Raw genomic sequence first — 17,864 nt, forward strand, 5'->3', positions numbered from 1 at the left:
GGGAGGACTTAAGATGGGTATTGAAGGCATTGGCGCCAGCGTGGTGCGCAAGGAAGACAGGCGTTTCATCACCGGCAAGGGCCGCTATGTCGACGACATCAAGCTTGTCGGCACGAGCTATGCTCACTTCATCCGCAGCCCGCATGCGCACGCCAAGGTCAGAGGCATCGACGCCTCGGCGGCGCTGAAGATGCCCGGCGTGCTCGCGGTGCTGAACGGCAAGGAGCTGGTCGACGACAAGATCGGCAATCTGATCTGCGGCTGGGCCATTACGTCCAAGGACGGCTCGCCGATGAAGATGGGCGCGTGGCCGGCGATGGCGCCGGAAGTCGTGCGCTTTGTCGGACAGGCCGTCGCGGTCGTGATCGCCGAGACCAAGAACCAGGCGCGCGATGCTGCTGAGGCCGTGGTGGTCGATTATGAAGAGCTGGCTGCCGTTCCCGACATTCACGCGGCGATCAAACCGGGCGCGCCGCAGCTGCACCCCGAAGCGCCCGGCAACATCGTCTATGACTGGGTGCTCGGCGACGAGAACGCGGTCAGGGATGCCTTTGCGAAGGCCGCCAATGTGGTGAGCCTCGATCTCACCAACAACCGATTAGTGCCGAACGCCATGGAGCCGCGCGCGGCGATTGCGAACTACGACGCTGCGGAAGAGCACTTTACGCTCTACACCACCTCACAGAACCCGCATGTCGCACGCCTTGTGCTGTCGGCGTTCTATAACATCGCGCCCGAGAACAAGCTGCGGGTGATCGCCCCGGATGTCGGCGGCGGTTTCGGCTCGAAGATCTACATTTATCCGGAAGAGATGGTCTGCCTGTGGGCCTCCAAGAAGGTCGGCCGCCCGATCAAATGGGCAGCGGACCGCTCGGAATCCTTCCTCACCGACGCGCATGGCCGCGATCACGTGACTAAGGCGGAGATGGCCTTCGACAAGGATAACAAGATCCTGGGGCTGCGCGTCAAGACCCACGCCAATTTCGGCGCCTATATGTCGCTGTTCTCGTCGTCGGTACCGACCTATCTCTATGCGACGCTGTTGTCGGGCCAGTACGTGATCCCGGCGATCCATGCCGAGGTGATCGGCGTCTACACCAACACCACGCCGGTCGATGCCTATCGCGGCGCGGGTCGGCCCGAGGCGAGCTATTTGGTCGAGCGGATGATGGAAACCGCGGCGCGGCAACTGAAGGTCGATCCGACCGAGCTGCGTCACAAGAATTTCATCCGGCAATTCCCCTACCAGACGCCGGTCATCATGAACTACGACACTGGCGACTTTGTCGCCTCACTCGATGCCGCGAAAAAGGCGATCGACTATGCCGGCTTCCCGGCGCGGAAGGAGCAGGCCAAGAAGAACGGCAAGCTCCGGGGCATCGGAGTCTCCTGCTACATCGAAGCCTGCGGCATTGCCCCCTCGAAAGCGGTCGGCAGCCTGGGCGCCGGCGTCGGCTTATGGGAATCGGCCGAGGTGCGCGTCAACCCGGTCGGCACCATCGAGGTCCTCACGGGCTCGCACAGCCACGGCCAGGGCCACGAGACGAGCTTCTGCCAACTCGTCGCGGACCGGCTCGGCATCGGCATCGATCAGGTCTCGATCGTCCATGGCGACACCGACAAGGTGCAGTTCGGCATGGGCACTTACGGCTCGCGCTCGGCGGCCGTGGGCCTGACGGCGATCCTGAAGGCGATGGAGAAGGTCGAGGCGAAGGCGAAAAAGATCGCCGCCCATGCGCTGGAGGCGTCCGAAGGCGACATCGTCATCGAGAACGGCGAGTTCAAGGTCGCCGGCACCGACAAGAAGATTGCATTCCCGATGGTCGCGCTCGCTGCCTATACCGCGCACAATCTGCCCGACGGCATGGAGCCCGGTCTGAAGGAGACGGCGTTCTATGACCCCACCAACTTCACCTTCCCGGCCGGTGCCTATATCTGCGAGGTCGAGGTCGATGAAGCCACCGGCAAGACGAGCTTCGTCAACTTCGTTGCGGCCGATGATTTCGGGCGGCTCATCAACCCGATGATCGTCGAGGGCCAGGTGCATGGCGGGCTCGCGCAAGGCATCGGCCAGGCGCTGCTCGAGGGCGCGGTCTATGACGACAACGGCCAGCTCGTGACGGCCTCCTTCATGGATTACACGATGCCGCGCGCCGACGACCTGCCGTCGTTCAAGCTGTCGCACACCACGACCCTGTGCCCGGGCAATCCGCTCGGCGTCAAGGGTTGTGGCGAGGCCGGCGCGATCGGCGCCTCAGCCGCCGTGATCAACGCGATCACGGACGCGATCGGCGACAACAAGCTGGAAATGCCGGCAACCCCGGACCGCGTCTGGCACGCGATCCACAGCAAGGCGGCTTAGGAAACCATCGCCATTCCGGGGCGACGCGAGAGCGTCGAACCCGGAATCTGAAGCACGGATTGAACTCGAGATTCCGGGTCTGCGCCTATCGGCGCATCCCGAAATGACTGAGAAAAGATTTCAGGGAGCACCCCATGTATCAAACCACCTATCATCGCGCCTCCTCGATCGACGACGCCGCCGCGCTCTTTGCCAAGGGCAAAGAGGCAAAATATCTCGCCGGCGGCCATACGCTGATCCCAGTGATGAAGCAGCGTCTCGCCGCACCGTCCGACGTCATCGACCTCGGCAAGATCAAGGAGCTCAACGGCATCGAGGTGTCAGCCGATGCGGTCACCATCAAGGCCGCGACACCGCATCACGATGTGGCGATCTCGACCGACGTGAAAAAGGCGACCCCGGCGCTGGCCTATCTGGCGTCCACGATCGGCGATCCCGCCGTGCGCCATCGCGGCACCATCGGCGGCTCGCTCGCCAACAACGATCCGGCGGCAGATTATCCGGCGGCGGTGCTGGCGCTGGGCGCGACGATCAAGACCAACAAGCGTTCGATCGCGGCCGATGACTTCTTCCAGGGCCTGTTCTCAACGGCGCTGGAGGACGGCGAGATCATCACCGCCGTGTCCTTCCCGATTCCGGCCAAGGCAGGCTATGCGAAATTCCCACATCCTGCCTCGCGCTTTGCGCTGACCGGGGTGTTCGTGGCGCAGACCAAGGCGGGTGATGTCCGCGTCGCCGCTACCGGCGCATCCCAGGATGGCGTGATGCGTGTGGGTGCGATCGAATCCGCGCTGAAGGGCAACTGGTCGGCAAGCGCGCTCGACGGCATCACGATCCCCCCAAGCGGCTTGATCAGCGACATTCACGGCGCTGCGGACTATCGCGCGCATCTGATCAAGGTGATGGCGCAGCGCGCCGTGACGGCCGCGGGCTGACAGCATCTAAACGGAATAAGAGAGTGCGGCGCGCAAACCATTGCGCGCCGCAGCGATTTCAAGAAGCATTCCAGTCGAAAGACGCTTGCGGCCGCGTTCTCAAGGCGAGACAATCACTAGCGGAAACGCTGACAGCGCAAATCAACTCGGAAAAATCAACGTGCTCGATAAATCATCTCCGCAAGCCGGCGCCCGTGCCTCCGGTCCGTTGGCCGGCTATCGCATCGTCGAGTTCGCCGGCATCGGCCCCGGTCCTTTCGCCTGCATGATGCTCGCCGACATGGGCGCCGAGGTCGTCACCCTCGATCGCATCGGCGCGAAGAAGAACACGAAATCTGTCGCGGGCCGCGGCCGCAAGCTCATCGAGCTCGACCTGAAGGACAAGCAAGCGGTGGCGCAGGTGCTCGATCTGCTCGCGGGCGCGGACGCGCTGATTGAGGGTTTTCGTCCCGGCGTGATGGAGCGGCTTGGGCTCGGCCCGGACGTTGTGCTCGCGCGCAACCCGAAACTGGTTTACGGCCGCATGACCGGCTGGGGCCAGGACGGTCCGCTGGCGCAGGCCGCCGGCCATGACATCAACTACATCTCGCTGACCGGCGCGCTCGCCGCGATTGGACCTAAGGAGCGGCCGCTGCCCCCGCTCAACCTGGTCGGCGATTTCGGCGGCGGTGCGCTCTACCTCGTGGTCGGCGTACTTGCGGCCCTGCTGGAGGCTTCGAAATCGGGCAAGGGCCAGGTGGTGGACGCGGCGATGGTCGATGGCGCCGCCTCGCTGATGTCGATGTTCTTCGATCTGACCGCGATGGGCCGCTGGATCGAAGGCCGCGACAACAATTGGCTCGATGGTGGCGCGCATTTCTACGCTACTTACGAATGCGCCTGCGGCCACTTCATCTCGATCGGCTCGATCGAGCCGCAGTTTTACGCGCTGTTGCGCGAGCACGCCGGCCTGACCGATGCCGCATTCGACGCGCAGATGGACCGCAAGGCCTGGCCGGCACTGAAGGAAAAGCTTGCGCAAGTGTTCAAGACCAAGACGCGCGACGAATGGTGCCGGATTATGGAAGGCACCGACATCTGCTTCGCGCCAGTGCTGACCATGGCGGAAGCGCCAAAGCACCCGCACATGGCGGTGCGGAAAGTCTTTGTCGAGCGCCACGGCGTCACCCAGCCCGCCCCCGCCCCGCGCTTCTCGCGCACGCCGTCAGCCATCCGCGAGCCGGAGAGGGTGGAGTTGACGGAATTGATAGGTGCCTGGAACACAGCGAGGTGACACCGTCGTCCGCTTTCGCCGGACGACAATCTAATCCGCGTGCTCGACCTTCAGCACGCCGCGGCGGATCTGATCCTCCTCGATCGATTCGAACAGGGCCTTGAAGTTGCCCTCGCCGAAACCATCATCCCCCTTGCGCTGGATGAACTCAAAGAAGATCGGCCCGATCGCGTTGGCGGAGAAGATTTGCAAGAGCACTTTCGTTTGCCCGCCATCGACCACGCCTTCGCCGTCGATCAGAATGCCGTTCTTCCTGAGCCGCACGATGTCCTCACCATGCCTGGGCAGGCGGATGTCGACCTTCTCGAAATAGGTGTCGGGCGGCGGCGGCATGAAGGGCAGGCCCGCCGCGCGCAGGCTCTCGACCGTCTGATAGATGTCGCGGCAGCCGCAGGCGATGTGCTGAATGCCCTCGCCGCGGTAGATTTTCAGATATTCCTCGATCTGCCCGGAATCGCCTGCGTCCTCGTTGATGGGAATGCGGATCTTGCCATCGGGGCTGGTCAGCGCCCGCGAGAACAGGCCCGACACACGGCCCTCGATGTCGAAGAAGCGGATCTGGCGAAAGTTGAACAGCTTTTCGTAGAACCCCGCCCACACATCCATCCGACCGCGATGCACATTGTGGGTGAGATGATCGATATAATAGAGCCCTGCCGCTGCCGGTTTCGGATCACGCGCACCGAGCCATTCGAACTCGGCATCATAGGCCGAGCCTTTGGCGCCATAGCTGTCGACCAGATAGAGCAGGCTGCCGCCGATGCCCCTGATCGCGGGAACGTCGAGCACCTTCTGCGCGGATGAGGCGCCGGCCGGCTCGGCACCGAGCGCGATCGCACGCTCAAAAGCCTTCTGCGCGTCGACCACGCGAAATGCCATCGACGGTGCGCACGGCCCATGCGCCGCGACGAAATTGGAGCCGTGGCTGCCCGGCTCCTCGTTGACGAGATAGTTGACGTCGCCCTGGCGGTAGACCGTGATGTTCTTGGTTCTGTGGCGCGCGACCGGCGCAAAGCCCATCAGCTTGAATAGCGCGTGCAGCGCACCCCCATCGGGGTGGGCATATTCGACGAACTCAAACCCATCCGTGCCCATCGGATTGTCAGCGCTGATCGTGGCCGGCGGCGCATCGTGCGGAAACGGACCCATGGCGACTCTCCCTTGCTTCAGCCTAAATACTCGCTCATCAGGGCCGCAATTGGCGTGCAAATGAGTTGCATTTTCGCGGGGATCATGCACAATCTGTGCGCCAACTGCGGATTTCATGCATGATCTCGCTCGACGCTTTCGACCTCAAGATCCTCGGCGCACTGCAGGACGACGGGCGGCTGACCAACCAGGAGCTCGCAGGAATCGTCGGACTGTCGCCCTCGCAATGCTCGCGCCGGCGGATGCGGCTGGAAGAGGAAAAGGTGATCGCGGGTTATCGCGCCGAACTCGCGAGCGAAGCGCTCGGCTTCGGCGTCATCGCCTTCATCCAGATCACGCTCGCCACCCACTCGCCCGACAATGCCAAGAAATTCCGCGCCCTGATCAATCGCGTTGACGATATCCAGGAAGCCTATTCGCTGACGGGCGATGCCGATTATGTGCTGAAGGCCGTGCTGCGCGATCTGAAAAGCCTGTCCGATATTGTCAATAACGTGCTGATGCCACACCCGAGCGTGGCACATGTGCGCTCCTCAATCGTCCTCGACCGGCTGAAGGAGAGTGGAAAGTTGCCGCTGCGTGCATAGTGATCGCTTCTTGCGGTCATTCCGCTGGCGCAATCGTCCCCTCGACCTCGCCGAAGCCGACGCGATAGCCATCGCCCTGGCACCAGCCGCGAATGATCAGCGTGTCGCCGTCTTCCAGAAACGAGCGCTTGATGCCGCCTTCGAGCTCGACCGGCTCGGCGCCGTTCCAGCTTATCTCGATCAGGCTGCCGCGCTGATGTTTTTCCGGACCCGAGATGGTGCCGCTGCCGAGGAGATCGCCGACGCTCATGGCGCAACCGCTGGAGGCATGATGCATCAGTTGCTGCACTGAGGACCAATACATGAATTTGAAATTGGTGCGGCAAATCGTTTGCGGCTTATCCATTGCGCCCGCGCGCAAGCCGACATCGAGCGCGAGATCGTAATTGTTCGGCTGGCTCTGGCGCAGGTAAGGCAACGGCGTCGGGTCTTGTGCAGGTCCCCGCAAGCGGAACGGCTCCAGCGCCTCGCGCGTCACCACCCAGGGACTGATCGAGGTTGCAAAGGCCTTGGCCTGGAACGGACCGAGCGGCACATATTCCCATTGCTGGATGTCGCGCGCGCTCCAATCGTTGAGCAGCACAAAGCCGAAGATCATGTCTTGCGCGCGCGCTTCGTCAATCATCTCGCCGATCGGCGACGGCTGGCCGATGACGACACCCATTTCCAGCTCAAAGTCGAGCCGCTTGCACGGGCCAAAGCTGGGCGCCTCGACATTCGGCGGCTTCAATTGACCGCGCGGGCGGCGAACCTTCGTGCCGCTAACAACGACGGTCGAGGCGCGGCCGTTATAGCCGATCGGCATGTGCAACCAGTTCGGCTGCAGTGCGTTGTCCTTGCCCCGAAACATGGTGCCGATATTGGTGGCGTGCTCCTTCGAGGAATAGAAATCGGTGTAGCCGGCGACCGCAACCGGCAGATGCAGTTTCACCTCGGTCATCGGCACCAGCGCCCGGCTGCGCAGCTCCTTGTTGTCGCGAAGCTGCGGATTGTCATGACGCAACAGCTCGCTGATCCGCGCCCGCGTCTTCGACCAGACCTTCGGCCCGAGCGTCATCAAGGCGTTGATCGAGCCTTGTGAGAAGACGCCAAAGGCGGGCGAGAGATCGATCAGTCCTTCTTTTTCCAGCACCGCGAGGTCCAGGACGTAATCGCCGATCGCCACGCCAACCCGCGGAGTCGGATAGGCCACGGTCGAGAACACGCCGTAAGGCAGGTTCTGAATCGGGAAGTCGGATTCCGGGACGACGTCGATGAAGGAGCGGAGTTTCGGGTCGTTGGGGTGCAAGGTATCAGTCCTGTTTTAATGACATCGAGCTCTCTCGGTCGTCATTCCGGGATCGGCCGCGAGGCGCAGGCCCGGAATCCATATTCCCGGTCGTGGTTATGGATCCTGGGCTCGCGCTTCGCGCCCCGGAATGACGGGCACCAATCTACGGCCTGTTCGGATCGAACCGCTTTTCCAGGCCCTTCCAGCAATCGGCGTAATCCTCCTGCAGCGTCCCCGACCTCGCCGCGTATTCAGTGACACGTTGCGGGAAGCGCGTCTCGAACATGAAAGCCATGGTGCCCGTGAGTTTGGCCGGCTTGAGCTCGGTGTTGCTGGCGTGATCGAAGGCCTCGCGATCGGGGCCATGGGGCAGCATGCAATTGTGCAGGCTCATGCCTCCAGGCACGAAGCCTTGCGGCTTGGCGTCGTAGACGCCGTAGATCAGCCCCATGAACTCCGACATGATGTTCATGTGATACCAGGGCGGGCGGAAGGTGTTTTCCGCGACCGTCCAGCGCTCCGGGAAGATCACGAAATCGATATTCGCGGTGCCCGCGGTCTCCGAAGGCGAGGTCAGCACCGTGAAGATCGAGGGGTCGGGGTGGTCGAAGGCGATCGCGCCGACCGGAGAGAAGGTGCGCAGATCATATTTGTACGGCGCATAATTGCCGTGCCAGGCCACCACGTCGATCGGCGAATGCGGCAGCGTCGTCTTCCACAGCGAGCCGCCCCATTTCACGTAGAGCTCGCTCGGGGTGTCCTTATCTTCATAGGCGGCAACGGGCGTCAGGAAGTCGCGCGCATTGGCGAGGCAATTGGCGCCGATCGGCCCGCGTTCGGGCAGCGTAAAAGCTCCGCCATAGTTCTCGCACAGATAGCCGCGCGCCGGTCCCGCAGGAATCTCGATCCGGAATTTCACGCCGCGCGGGATCACCGCAATCTCGCCCGGCTCGATATCGATGCGGCCGAATTCGGTGATGAAGCGCAAATTACCTTGCTGCGCGACGAACAGCATCTCGCCATCGGCATTGTAGAAGTGCTGATCGACCATCGATTTCGTGATGATGTAGACATGCGCGGCCATGCCGGCTTGCGTGTTGGCGTCGCCCGCAGTGGTCATGGTGTGGACGCCCTGCAGGAACGTCATCTCCTGCGTCGGGATTGGCGTCGGGCCCCAGCGCAACTGCGCAATCGGCACCTCATATTCATGGCAGGGCGCCGTGCGCCACAGCCCGGCACCGACTTTGGTGAAGCGTCCGGAATGTTTGACCGAGGGGCGGATGCGATAAAGCCAGGAGCGCTCGTTAGTCCCGCGCGGCGCGGTGAAGGGCGATCCGGATAGCTGTTCGGCATAGAGCCCATAGGCGCAGCGCTGTGGCGAGTTACGGCCCATCGGCAGCGCGCCCGGCAGCGACTCCGTTTCAAAGCTGTTGCCGAAGCCGGACATGTAGCCCGGCGTGACGTGAACAGAGCTCTGGGTGACTTTCTCAGGCGAGGTGTTGATGTTCATATCATCCTCCTTGCAGGGCAGCCCACATTTCGCGATCACGCTCGGCGGTCCAGATCACGGGATCGTCGATCCCGGAGGCTTCGTCGAACGCGCGTGAGACGTTGAAGGGCAGGCAATGTTCGTAGATCGCGAAGCTCGAGAATTTCGGGTCCATAACCTCGCGCGTCGCTGCCATTGTGTCCTTGAGGCTACGACCCTTGGCGACCGACTGCTCGGCCGCGCCGTAAAGCGTGGTGACGAAATCACGCGTCGTTGCGATCGCTTCGCGCGTGGTGGAAAGGCCTTTCAGCGCGTCGCCGCGACCCGGCGCGATCGCCTTGGGATTGAACGCGCGGATCTCGTTCAGCGTCGCCGGCCATTCGCGTAAATGCGCGTCTCCACAGTAGCAGGCGGAGTGATATTCGATCAGATCGCCGGAAAACATCACTTCGGCATCCGGCACCCAGGCGACGATATCGCCCGAGGTGTGGCCGGCGCCCAATTGCATCAGCCGCACCTCGCGCTTGCCGAGATAGATCGACATGTCGCCTTCGAAGGTCAGCGTCGGCCAGGTCAGGCCGGGGATGCTTTGCGCATCCTGGAACAGCCGCGGGAAACGGCCGTATTCGGAGTCCCAATCCTGCTTGCCGCGCTCCTCGATCAGCCGGTAAGTCTCCTGCGAGGCGACGATACCTTGCGCGTGATAGGCGGAAGCGCCGAGCACGCGCACCGCGTGATAGTGCGACAACACGACATATTTGATCGGCTTGTCGGTGACGGCGCGCACGCGCTCGATGACCTTGTTTGCCATCGCCGGCGTCGCCTGCGCGTCGAAGACGATGCAGCCGTCGTCGCCGACGATGACGGCGGAGTTTGGATCGCCCTCGGCGGTGAAGGCATAGAGATCGGAACCGATTTCCGAGAAGGTGATCTTCTTCTCGCCAAGGTCCGTGGTGGATGCGAAGCCTTTCGCCATCGTTTCATTTCCTTATGAAATTATTGCTGTTGCTGCTGTTGTTGCGCGTCGATCACCTGCCTCTTGGCGAGCGCAATCGCCTCGCGCAAGATGTCAATGTCGCCGATGTGATTGGCAAGGATCAGTACCAGCGCCGCATCAAAATCCGCGCTTTGTCCGTCGCTCAAGCCGCGATGCGCTTCGACGATGGCGCGGAACGCATCATCCGGCTTTGCGAAGTTGGAGGTGGTCGAGAGCGCCATCTCGGAAAACCTCAGTTGAGTCCGGCGGCACGCGCCAGCGCAGCCTCGAGGGCCGGCCGGGTCGGATGCCGGAAGCGCGCGGCGATATAGCCGTCGGGGCGCAGCAGATACGCCGTTCCCGGTTCGGCATCGTAGCGCGCCGCGGCCAGTTTTTCGCAATCCACAAGATAGCCCTCACCGCCGATCCGGATTGCGCCCAGCCCTTCCGGCGCCTCGATGGAGCTGCCATTGCAAAACGCGAGCAGCGTGAAGCGCGTTCCCTGATCGATGAACGCATCGGTGAGAAAGCTCCTGCGGCCGTCGCGTGTTGCGATCGGCGCATCGGGCATCGACGTGCCGGGCCGCGGACCGCCGCGCCAGCTCTCCTGATCCGGCGTCGACAGCGGCGAATCGTAAGTGGTCGGCACCGAGAGCCGTCCGCCATTGACCATGCGTTTGGCGAACTCGGTCTCTTTTGCCAGTGCCAGCACCGCCTTGCGCAGCCGCGCCTCCTGCGCGGTGTTGGGCGCCATGAAGTCGGTCGAGCGGGTGGATTCGCGGATATTCTCGTCCGCGGCCGCACTGCGCTCGACGTGATAGCTTTCGAGCAGGGCTTCGGGAGAAAGCTTGCGCAGCACGCGATCGAGCTTCCAGGCGAGGTTTTCCGCATCCTCCAGGCCCGAATTGGCGCCGCGCGCTCCAAACGGCGACACTTGGTGTGCGGCGTCGCCGGCAAAGATCACGCGGCCATGGATGAATTTGTCCATCCGCCGGCACTGGAATTTATACAGCGAGATCCATTCGAACTCGAACTGGTCGTGGCCGAGCATGCGCGCGATCCGCGGCCGCACATTCTCCGGCCGCTTCTCGGCGACGGGATCGGCATCGGGACGAAGTTGCAGGTCGATGCGCCAGACATCGTCCGGCTGCTTGTGCAAGAGCGCCGACCGGCCGGCATGGAACGGCGGATCGAACCAGAACCAGCGTTCGGTCGGGAACGCCGCCGTCATCTTCACGTCGGCGATCAGGAACTGGTCCTCGAATACCTGGCCGGAAAATTCCGCGCCCACCATTTGCCGTAGCGAAGAGCGGGCACCGTCGCAGGCGATGACATAAGCCGCGAGCAGCCGGTAGGAGCCTTCGGGCGTCGCAATCGTCAGCACAACGCCGTCGTTGCGCTGCTCGAGAGCCGTCACCTTGTTGCGCCAGCGCAGAGAGATCCCGGGCAGTTGCTCGACGCGATCGACGAGATAGGCCTCGGCATAAAATTGCTGCAGGTTGATGAAGGCGGGACGCTTGTGCCCCTGCTCCGGCAGCAGGTTGAATTCGTAGAGCTGAGAATCGCCGTGAAAAATTCGCCCCACGCTCCACACGACGCCCTTCTCGACCATGCGGTCGCCGACACCGAGCCGGTCCCAATATTCCAGCGAGCGCTTCGAGAAGCAGATCGCGCGCGATCCCTCGCCGATACGGTCGGCATCGTCGAGCAGCACCACCTGATGGCCACGCTGCGCCAGATCGATCGCAAGCGACAGCCCGATGGGGCCGGCACCGACGACGACCACGGCATGCTCGGCAAGATCGCCGCCTGCGCGATCCTGATCGGCGTGGCGGCGATAGCCGAACTGGGTCTTCGCCTGGAGCTTAGCCTCGATCTTGGTCCGGCCATCGGCTTGCGCCATGCCTTCGAATCTCCCCGAAATCTGAACCGACCATCTTGCAAAATGGTTTCACTTGCAACTATCTTAGCCGGGCGCGTTCGGCCGTCAACTCAAATTGGAGCGATTTTTTGCCGAGAACCTTGTTGCAAAGCGAGGCGGGCGCCAATCCGCGCGAGGAAAGCGCCTCCAAGCGAAACGCCCGGCTCGACCTCTTCAAGTTCGTGCCGTTCCGCCTCAACCGTGTCGCGGCCGAGGTCAGCCTCGCGCTGTCGAGCGAGTATCAGGCGCGCTATGGGCTCGACATTCCGGAATGGCGGGTGCTGGCGACGCTCGGCTTCCGCAAGGATCCATGCAGCGCGCAATACATTTCGCATTGCACGCGCACCCACAAATCTACCATCAGCCGCGCCGTGACTGCGCTGCTCGAGCGGCGGCTGATCGAGCGGGTCGCGAACGAGGACGATCGCCGCGAGTTCCGCTTGCGCCTGACGCGCAAGGGCAGCACACTTTATGAAGAACTGATCCCGCGCCTGCTGCGCAGGGAACAGGAGATATTGACCTGCCTCTCAGCGGCCGAGCGGAAGGAACTTGCACGCCTGCTCGGGAAGATCGAGGGCAGCCTCGGGCTTATTCAAACGAGCGAAGAGGCCGACGCCAAGGAGGCGTATTAGCGCTCTCCTTCGCTCGCGCCGCTCTGGTCCGCCGAAGCCCCGGCGATGAACGGCCCTGCCGCGTCACCGGGGCGATCTCCTTCGAGGCTCAAGACCGAATGCCATCGGATTCAATTTTCAAACAGCGGAGGACAGAGGATACGAGTCCGCCTTCTCGCGGCGGCATTCGCCCGAGTTGTGCGTCACACGAACCCTCTTCAAAAAGCAGAGGGCGCAGGGAAGACCGGGTGGCCGCTGCACCCGGAGCCCTCGCGCAAAAGGAAATTTGCGCGAGCGCGAAGACCACAGGTACAGGCGGGATCAGCCCGGCCTTCCCTGCACGGTGGTTTACGGCTTATACGTGCTCTCCCCGGTGAACCAGCGTTTGCCACCGTCATCAGCGCGATGCGATAAGCATCGTTGCCAACTTGGCGCCTGCATGGGCGCGCCAGGACCACACGACTTCGCCGTCCGCAATCATGCCGCTCGTCTGTCGGCATTCTCGCGTCCACCGCAGCCCGCCTCGCGTTCGTGACGATCGCGATACGCCCCTCCATCATCGAGGCAGGATGCGCGAACGATACGACTGATTCGGGCTTCTGAAAAACAGAAATACTTGCGCGCGCAAGGCTTGACGGATTTTGCAAACCGCTGCTCGTCGGGCAAATCACGCCCGCACGACGCGAAGGGGCCATTTCGAACATCACGCGGTGAAGGCCGGGTACTCTATGCCGGTCACCCGCGCTTCAGCGCTTCTGGTATGGGTGGAAAATATGGTCCTTCGCCTTGACGGCCACATGGCAAGCGTGTCCGCAGTCTGAGGGGCTGGGATTGGCCGTGAACGTGTCGGATGCGGCTTCGTAGTTGAACAGCGCGTAACCCCATCCGCCGCTTTTCGGAAATCTCTGGCTGTCTTTTTCGATGACGAAAGCCTGCGTGAAGACGTCCGGCACATCCACAGCGAAGGGAGCCTCTGTGCTCCTCTTCGGCTTCCACTGGAGCTTCACGATTTTAGAGCCATCCGGGAAAGGTTGGCCGTTGTTCGGAACACCGGCCTTGTACGCCTCGATCATGATCGGATTGGCGACGATCACCTTGAGCACTTCGTCGGTTCGGGCAGAGGAGACCACCGCCCAGTCCTCGTATCCTTTGAAGTCGGAGAACGCGATTCCGTCCGGCGATTTCAGCGAGTACTTGTCCTGCGCGTAACCGGCCGTAACGCCCAGGACGGCGATCGTCGCTGTGACGAGGAGCCTGCTTTTACGTTTCACCGCCGCTCTCCCTTGTTTGAGGCAAGTTGTGTTCTCGGTGCCAGCGAAAGGTTTGGAGCAAGTCGAACAGACATAGCATGAAAGGGCTGGCGGCGTGTGACCATTGCGGTAGCTGATGGGTCATTTTTGGCCCAATCTACAGGGACTGCCCTTCGATTTCCGCTTTGCCCGCTCGCAACCGGGGCCGGGCCGATGGCGCGTGACTGTGCCGCCGGTCCCACATGCCACAGCTCTTGAAGATGGGAGCTTGAGTGACTGCACGCACTAAGTGCGCAGGTTAACTGCACAGACTATCTGTACAGATTATCTGTACGTATGCTAACATCGAATCATGAGCAGGACGCCCCAAAGTTCCGAATCGCCGCAACTCACCGTCCTTGCAGGCGAGTTGCGGGTCGTGGTTTCCAAACTAAAGCGCCGATTGCGAGAGCAGGCGGATGCAGGGGATTTCACGAATTCGCAGAAATCCGTCCTTCTGCGACTGGAGCGCGACGGCCCCGCAACCGTGTCAATGCTCGCACGCGCCGAGGGCGTGCGCCCGCAATCGATGCGAATAACCGTTGCCGCGCTGGAAGCGGCGGGCGTGGTGAGCGGAAAGCCCGATCCCAATGATGGTCGGCAGACGTTGCTGAGCCTTACGCCCTCCTTTTTGAAGATCGTCAGGACCGGCCGCGCGGCGAGGGAGGACTGGCTGTTCCGCGCCCTGAATGCGCAACTTACGCCCCGCGAGCATGAGCAACTCGCCGCGGCGATGAAATTACTAGGCCGGCTTGCCGACTTCTGATCAACGAAAAGGACGGTGAACGATGGAGTGGTTGACACTCATTTCGTATTTTTTCGGCGGCGCATTTCTTGCCAATTCAATTCCCCACATCACCAGTGGGTCGATGGGGCATCCCTTTCAGAGCCCTTTCGCCAAGCCGCCCGGTCAAGGACTTTCCTCTTCGACCGTCAACATCGTGTGGGGCGTTCTCAATCTCGCCGTTGCTTACGTCCTGATCTGCCGTGTCGGAGACTTCAGCCTGCACTCGATCGCCGATGCGGCAACTCTGGGGCTGGGCTTTCTTTTGATCGGCCTGCTGAGCGCCCGCCACTTCGGTCGTTTCCACGGCGGCAATTCCCCCGAGTAAACGAATGGCCTCAAGCGCCGAGGAGCAGCGCGAAGCCGCGCAAGTCAGTCCGCAGCTTTGGAAAATTTCGTCCGTTGCCGTACTCGGGTCTTTTCTTGCGCAAATGGACGCGACGGTCGTCAACGTCTCTCTTTCAAGCCTTGCGCTTGAATTGCACACGACCCTTTCAAGCATCCAGTGGGTGACGAGCGGCTACCTGCTCGCGCTTGCGCTCACTTTGCCCTTGAACGGCTGGCTCGTCGACCGCATCGGAGCCAAGGCCGTTTACCTCTGGTGCTTCTCGGCTTTCACGCTCAGTTCGGCGCTCTGTGGACTCGCATGGTCGGCGAACTCACTGATAGGGTTTCGCATCCTGCAGGGCATGAGCGGCGGGCTGTTGGCGCCGATGGCGCAGTTGCTCATGGCCCGCGCCGCCGGAGCGAAAATGGCTCGCGTCCTCGGCTTTGCAGCGATGCCGATTCTGCTTGCGCCGCTTCTCGGGCCGGTTATCGCAGGCGCAGTATTGCATTTTGCGTCGTGGCGCTGGCTCTTTTTGGTCAACCTTCCCTTCGGCGCGCTTGCACTCGCGCTCGCCGCTTTATTTCTGCCGCACGACCGGCACGAGAGGAGGCCGCGCAGTCTCGACTTGATCGGTCTCGCTTTGCTATCGCCCTGCGCCGTGCTTTTCCTTTACGGATCAGAACGAGCAACCGATCCGTTCGGTCTTGCCGCTCTGGCACTCTCCGCGCTGCTGTTTGTCATTTTCCTTTGCTGGGCGAGAAGAAAAAAGCACGACGCGATCATCGACCTGCGGCTGTTCAAAGGCGAGATCTTTTCTGCCGCCGTCGTCGCGCAATTCTTGTCACAAGGCGTTTCGTTCGCAGGTCAGATGCTTGTACCGGCGTTCTTGACGCGCGCCTCGGGTCTCTCGCCGAGCGAGACCGGCCTGCTGCTGGCCGCGCAAGGCCTTGGCATGATGGTCAGCTACCCTTTCGTAGGATCGCTTGTGGAACGGCTGGGCAACCGCAACCTCTCGGCAGGCGGCGCGCTGACGGCACTGGCGGGCACTTTGCCCTTCGTCTTTCTGGCCAGTCACGGCCTTCCCAGCGCCCAGGTCGCCGCCGCCTTGTTCGTCCGAGGCGTGGGCTTAAGCTGCATTGGCATTCCGTCGATTTCGGCTGCCTACACGTCGGTCAAACGCGAGGACCTGCCCATGGCTACCACCACGCTCAACATCGTCATGCGCATGGGCGGGCCGACCCTCACGACGATATGCGCGACATTTCTCGGATGGCGTCTGGCCGCGCCAACAACTGCGCCAGCATCGAGCGCGTATGGCAGCGCGTTTGCTCTGCTCTGCGGCTTCCATCTCGTGTTGTGCGCCGCCACCATGCGCCTTCCGCATCGGGTTCGCAAAGCGCCTGCTCACACCCGCCTCCCAAGCTCTGAGGCAGAGGATAGAACCGACTGAGGCCTGCGATTCCCGCAGGCTCAAGGGGCCGCTTCGCCTTGGCGAAGCCGCCCGCGTGCGCCACTGACGAATTCGGCGGCATCGCGAGGAGCGCAAGTGCTCGCGCTGGGGGTCGCCGGGACGACATGGTGGACTTTGCTGCAGCGCGAGCCAGCACCTATTTCGCGAACGACCTCGACGGTGCCTTGTGCAAGGCGAAGGCGTCGACCTTTTCGCTGGCACGCGGATAGATTTCCGCCACGATCGGGTCATGCCCGGGGATGAAACGATCGGGATGGCCGGCAAGCCGCTCGACGATTTCCCAGCCCATGGCCATGTCACCGATGTTGTAGAGGATCGGAAACGGGTTGCGGCGATGCAGGTTTGCGTAATAGTGCGCGGCATCGGAGGCGAGCACCACGGGACCTCGCGCGGTCTCGACCCGCACCACCTGAAGGCCATCGGAATGGCCACCGACGCGATGCACGGTGACGCCCGGCGCGACCTCGCCGTCGCCGGAGTGGAAGATGACGCGCTCGCCATAGACATGGCGCACCATCAGCGTGACGTGCTCGACCGAGAACGGATGCCGCAACAGGCCGTTGCACATGCAGCGCCCCGTGGCATAGGCCATCTCGCGCTCCTGCAAATGGAAGCGCGCATTGGGGAAACGATCGAGGTTGCCGGCGTGGTCATAGTGCAAATGCGTGACGACCACGTCCCTGATGTCGGAGGCCGCGACGCCAAATCCCGAGAGCGCATCGACCGGATTGAGCGTCAGCTTACGGGCGCGGAGCTGCGCCTCCTCGGCGTTGAAGCCGGTATCGACCAGGATGTCACGACCGCCGCCGCGGATCAGCCAGACGAAATAATCGAGCGCCTGGGCCGTGGTCTCATGGGGATCGGGTGAGAGAAAATTCATGTTCGGCGTGCGCGGCGACATCGTCGCATAGCGCAGCGCATAGACCTCATAGACGTTTTGCATTTGTGTCCCTTGTCTTTGCTGCAAAGGTAGGCGGCTGCAGCAAGCCACCGCTCGCGACAAAGGTCAAACCGGTCGACGGACACAGAGACGACGCAACTCGGCATTAGAGCGCGATATTAGAGCGCGATGAGTTCAGGTTGAATCGTCATCGTGCTCTAACTTTTTGTTTGAGCATGATCTTTCGGAAAACCGCGGCACACTTTGCGCTAACGCGGCCCTCCAGGTCCGGATCATGCTCTATGTGAGGTAATCACATTGCGAGGCTGCCGGGGAACTTGGGCATCGGCGAGGCTCGGAAGGCGCCGACGTGATCCGCAAAGGACGCACCGCGCTGTTTCCCGTTGCGGGGCGCGGCAATAAGCGCGATTTTCCATGCGGTTGACGGGTGGCAAGGCCGGTTCGATAATGGCTTATGTGTTAGTTAAGTTCGCCGGGGCGCAAGCTGGTGTCGGCGCCTTTTTCGCTGGACCGCTGAG

The 17,864-nt window shown here is 62.3% G+C and carries 16 protein-coding genes; 8 read left to right on the forward strand and 8 right to left on the reverse strand.

What is annotated here, in order from left to right:
- The first annotated feature begins 13 nt into the window (after positions 1-13).
- The 3 genes from F758_RS0132195 (at position 14) to F758_RS0132205 (ending at position 4,570) form a co-directional block, all read left to right on the forward strand.
- Entirely contained in the window at positions 14-2,362 is a 2,349-nt protein-coding gene (locus tag F758_RS0132195; protein WP_024511739.1) for a xanthine dehydrogenase family protein molybdopterin-binding subunit, read from the forward strand.
- 134 nt (positions 2,363-2,496) lie between these two features.
- Complete coding sequence (locus tag F758_RS0132200; protein WP_024511740.1) at positions 2,497-3,297, forward strand: FAD binding domain-containing protein; 801 nt, start codon at positions 2,497-2,499, stop codon at positions 3,295-3,297.
- Positions 3,298-3,457: 160 nt separating this feature from the next.
- Positions 3,458-4,570: a CaiB/BaiF CoA transferase family protein gene (locus F758_RS0132205; RefSeq protein WP_024511741.1), complete on the forward strand. Its 1,113-nt coding sequence runs from the start codon at positions 3,458-3,460 to the stop codon at positions 4,568-4,570.
- A 30-nt stretch (positions 4,571-4,600) separates the two neighbouring features.
- On the opposite strand, the gene hppD is transcribed toward F758_RS0132205, so the two are convergent.
- Positions 4,601-5,719 (reverse strand): 4-hydroxyphenylpyruvate dioxygenase, encoded by a 1,119-nt coding sequence (gene hppD, locus F758_RS0132210; RefSeq protein ID WP_024511742.1) that lies wholly within the window; start codon positions 5,717-5,719, stop codon positions 4,601-4,603.
- A 119-nt stretch (positions 5,720-5,838) separates the two neighbouring features.
- On the opposite strand from hppD, the gene F758_RS0132215 reads away from it, so the two are divergent.
- Complete coding sequence (locus tag F758_RS0132215; RefSeq protein WP_024511743.1) at positions 5,839-6,306, forward strand: Lrp/AsnC family transcriptional regulator; 468 nt, start codon at positions 5,839-5,841, stop codon at positions 6,304-6,306.
- 16 nt (positions 6,307-6,322) lie between these two features.
- Here F758_RS0132215 and fahA read toward each other — a convergent pair whose 3' ends face one another.
- The 5 genes from fahA to F758_RS0132240 form a co-directional block, all read right to left on the reverse strand.
- Positions 6,323-7,594 carry a fumarylacetoacetase gene (gene fahA / locus F758_RS0132220; RefSeq protein ID WP_035723831.1) on the reverse strand — a complete coding sequence of 424 codons (1,272 nt, stop codon included), beginning with the start codon at positions 7,592-7,594 and terminating at the stop codon, positions 6,323-6,325.
- A gap of 145 nt (positions 7,595-7,739) precedes the next feature.
- A complete protein-coding gene (gene hmgA, locus F758_RS0132225) occupies positions 7,740-9,086 on the reverse strand; it encodes a homogentisate 1,2-dioxygenase (protein ID WP_024511745.1) in 1,347 nt (448 codons plus the stop codon).
- Position 9,087: 1 nt separating this feature from the next.
- Complete coding sequence (locus F758_RS0132230) at positions 9,088-10,041, reverse strand: MBL fold metallo-hydrolase (RefSeq protein ID WP_024511746.1); 954 nt, start codon at positions 10,039-10,041, stop codon at positions 9,088-9,090.
- A 20-nt stretch (positions 10,042-10,061) separates the two neighbouring features.
- Positions 10,062-10,283 (reverse strand): DUF2783 domain-containing protein, encoded by a 222-nt coding sequence (locus F758_RS0132235; protein WP_024511747.1) that lies wholly within the window; start codon positions 10,281-10,283, stop codon positions 10,062-10,064.
- An 11-nt stretch (positions 10,284-10,294) separates the two neighbouring features.
- Complete coding sequence (locus tag F758_RS0132240) at positions 10,295-11,944, reverse strand: FAD-dependent oxidoreductase (RefSeq protein ID WP_024511748.1); 1,650 nt, start codon at positions 11,942-11,944, stop codon at positions 10,295-10,297.
- A gap of 119 nt (positions 11,945-12,063) precedes the next feature.
- Between F758_RS0132240 and F758_RS0132245 the strand changes: the two genes are divergently transcribed.
- The gene (locus F758_RS0132245) at positions 12,064-12,594 is read left to right on the forward strand and encodes a MarR family winged helix-turn-helix transcriptional regulator (RefSeq protein ID WP_024511749.1); all 531 of its coding nucleotides are present in this window, start codon (positions 12,064-12,066) and stop codon (positions 12,592-12,594) included.
- A gap of 725 nt (positions 12,595-13,319) precedes the next feature.
- On the opposite strand, the gene F758_RS0132255 is transcribed toward F758_RS0132245, so the two are convergent.
- The gene (locus F758_RS0132255) at positions 13,320-13,844 is read right to left on the reverse strand and encodes a cytochrome P460 family protein (protein WP_024511750.1); all 525 of its coding nucleotides are present in this window, start codon (positions 13,842-13,844) and stop codon (positions 13,320-13,322) included.
- Between the two features lie 331 nt (positions 13,845-14,175).
- On the opposite strand from F758_RS0132255, the gene F758_RS0132260 reads away from it, so the two are divergent.
- Genes F758_RS0132260 through F758_RS0132270 form a run of 3 tightly spaced genes read left to right on the forward strand, consistent with a single transcriptional unit; the run spans position 14,176 to position 16,424 of the window.
- Positions 14,176-14,628: a MarR family winged helix-turn-helix transcriptional regulator gene (locus tag F758_RS0132260; protein WP_024511751.1), complete on the forward strand. Its 453-nt coding sequence runs from the start codon at positions 14,176-14,178 to the stop codon at positions 14,626-14,628.
- A 22-nt stretch (positions 14,629-14,650) separates the two neighbouring features.
- On the forward strand, positions 14,651-14,974 hold the full coding sequence (locus F758_RS45040) for a hypothetical protein (protein WP_035723843.1): 324 nt from the start codon (positions 14,651-14,653) through the stop codon (positions 14,972-14,974).
- Between the two features lie 4 nt (positions 14,975-14,978).
- Positions 14,979-16,424, forward strand: coding sequence for a DHA2 family efflux MFS transporter permease subunit (locus tag F758_RS0132270; protein ID WP_024511752.1), 1,446 nt, complete (start codon positions 14,979-14,981; stop codon positions 16,422-16,424).
- Between the two features lie 157 nt (positions 16,425-16,581).
- On the opposite strand, the gene F758_RS0132275 is transcribed toward F758_RS0132270, so the two are convergent.
- Positions 16,582-17,388 carry an N-acyl homoserine lactonase family protein gene (locus F758_RS0132275; RefSeq protein ID WP_024511753.1) on the reverse strand — a complete coding sequence of 269 codons (807 nt, stop codon included), beginning with the start codon at positions 17,386-17,388 and terminating at the stop codon, positions 16,582-16,584.
- Positions 17,389-17,864: the final 476 nt, after the last annotated feature.

This window comes from Bradyrhizobium sp. ARR65 (assembly GCF_000472385.1).
In the GTDB taxonomy this organism is placed as follows: Bacteria; Pseudomonadota; Alphaproteobacteria; order Rhizobiales; family Xanthobacteraceae; genus Bradyrhizobium.